At 57.9% G+C, this 1,943-nt stretch carries 5 protein-coding genes; all 5 read right to left on the bottom strand.

Annotated features, from left to right (window positions below; all coding sequences use genetic code 11):
* Positions 1–256: 256 nt before the first annotated feature.
* Complete coding sequence (locus ACH2EH_RS07165; protein ID WP_395140293.1) at positions 257–550, bottom strand: hypothetical protein; 294 nt, start codon at positions 548–550, stop codon at positions 257–259.
* Positions 547–756, bottom strand: coding sequence for a hypothetical protein (locus ACH2EH_RS07160; RefSeq protein ID WP_395140291.1), 210 nt, complete (start codon positions 754–756; stop codon positions 547–549). Before ACH2EH_RS07160 ends, ACH2EH_RS07165 begins: the two co-directional genes overlap by 4 nt.
* Positions 757–767: 11 nt before the next feature.
* Complete coding sequence (locus ACH2EH_RS07155) at positions 768–1,154, bottom strand: SWIM zinc finger family protein (RefSeq protein ID WP_395140289.1); 387 nt, start codon at positions 1,152–1,154, stop codon at positions 768–770.
* Between the two features lie 93 nt (positions 1,155–1,247).
* The gene (locus ACH2EH_RS07150) at positions 1,248–1,607 is read right to left on the bottom strand and encodes a hypothetical protein (RefSeq protein ID WP_395140287.1); all 360 of its coding nucleotides are present in this window, start codon (positions 1,605–1,607) and stop codon (positions 1,248–1,250) included.
* Positions 1,604–1,943, bottom strand: a 340-nt coding sequence (locus tag ACH2EH_RS07145) for a hypothetical protein (protein ID WP_395140285.1), incomplete at its 5' end; no start/stop codon positions are given. The genes ACH2EH_RS07145 and ACH2EH_RS07150, both read right to left, overlap by 4 nt.

Below are 1,943 nucleotides of genomic sequence, written 5' to 3'. Positions count from 1 at the left end.
GAATGGGCCTCGTCACGTCGGTGGTTTTGGCATAATCCAGATCCAGATCGGGATACTGCTTTTGCAGATACTCGACTGTCAGCCCGTGATCGCTCGGGTAGAACGTCATGGGCTGTCTGCCGCTGGCTTCCACCAGCCGCATTGCCGCACCTGCGTTCCAGTGCCACTCACAGCCGTTGCTATCGGTGAAGCAGAAGACCTAGTCGTCCGTGTGGAGCACGATGACTTTTGGGCCATTCTTGAGAGTGGTCATGGGTCAATACTCCTCGCGAATCATCGCTAAACTCTCTTGCCAACCCGCCGAGGTCACTATCCAGATGACGGTGCTGTCTTTCAGGGTGTAGCTGGAGAGAACTCGACCGCCGCGCTTAATCTCCTGTTCGTTGACGACTCGGTCGTCGTAGCACATCTCCGCGCCGTAGTCGCCTTCCCGATGCCGCTTGAGTAGGTGCATCAGCTCTTCCTCATTGCGGATCAGGGCTTCGACGGCGGCTGGGGTGATGTAGACCTTGCCCAAGAGAAACTTGATGGGACGGGTATAACCGCTCATGAAGTCACCTCCTGTGAAGGTTTTGTCTCATAGACGAAGGTCTCTCGCCTCTGTCGCTGTGCTCTTTCCGGGACTTGCCCGGTGAGCCTTCGCACCACTTCGGCAGCGCCTTTGCGATAGACTGTGACGACCACGAGAGAGCCGGTGTCGGCTTCTCGCACTGCCCAGTGCCGACCGCCTTTGTAGCGAGAAATCGTCAGGGACATGCCCAGTGGATTTAGGGGCATGTCGGTACCTCCAAACCTTGCTTTAGAACGCGAGTCGCGCTTTGCAGCACTTGCTCAATGCTCGCCTCTCGTTCCACCGCCTCCCAGCGTGCGCTGAGTCGTGCGATGGCGGCTCTCTGCGTGAGCAGGAGCTTTCTCCATCCGAGGGTGTGCTTGCAGGGATAACGCCCGCCATGCTTCTCAAAGAAGGGGCATGAACAGGTGTTCTCCAAGCGATCTACCGTGTAGGTCGCTCCCGGTTGGGATCGAACCAAATAACGGTTGGCATCGAGGCAGCGGATTCTATATCCGTCCTCGAAGAGTCGTTGTGCCCGCTCGTTGACGTTGGCGAGGAGTCTCGCTTCATCCAATGAAACAGGAGACCGTTGGGCGGTCATAGGGTTGGTATCCTTTCTAAAACGAAAAGCCCGAGCCATGATCACCCGTCTCCGGGCAGCATGGCCCGGTGATCTGGGGAAACGAGAGCGGTGTTATCTCCGCTTTAACAGTGCCTCTAGAGCGCGAAGCTGTTCAGGCTTTGGAACAGCGGGAGAATCTATGCCTCGAACACCTCGGCAGGTCGTTAGGATCTGCTCCAGTAGTTCGATGGCCTCCTCCGCACTTGGCGGTAGCGGTACGACCTCACCGTCCTCCGGCTCGCCGATGTAGTCGTCAAGCTCGGTAACAGGGACTTCGATGCGCCAACCGCGATGGGCTTGGATCACCTGATCTTCGACAAGCAGGTGAACGACACCGAAGCGCCATTTCTCCTCGATCTCTGCCGCCAGCCCCCGGAGGCGCTGGCAGACAGCGGCAAGCCGCTTGTCTATCGTGGGGGAAATAGCGCTCACACCAGTAGTCCTCCTTTCGGAGAAAGAATCCGCGTGCGTAGTGCTTGGTCTGCTCGGCTCTCGCTAGTAGTGTCGATCAGGACACTTGCCAGCGTTTCAAGCTCGAAACGGCTCTCGACGGGCAGTTTCTGCGCTGCGCTGGTGACGGCGTTTACAAGGCCGTAGAGCGTGTCCTGGTGGGACTCGCCATACAGTCCGAACTTGATGTACTCAGCGGTTTGCTTGGAGAGTTTCCAGGCATCGGCCAGCACCTCGATAGCTCGGGCAGGATCGGGCACAATCGTATTGGTGGAGAGGATCATCTGCTCAATGAACGCCGCCGCCACAAGTCGTGCC

This window comes from Armatimonas sp., from assembly GCF_043760365.1.
Classification (GTDB): domain Bacteria; phylum Armatimonadota; class Armatimonadia; order Armatimonadales; family Armatimonadaceae; genus Armatimonas.
Note: the sequence above shows the minus strand (reverse complement) of the source record. Positions and strands in the feature narration are given on the sequence as shown.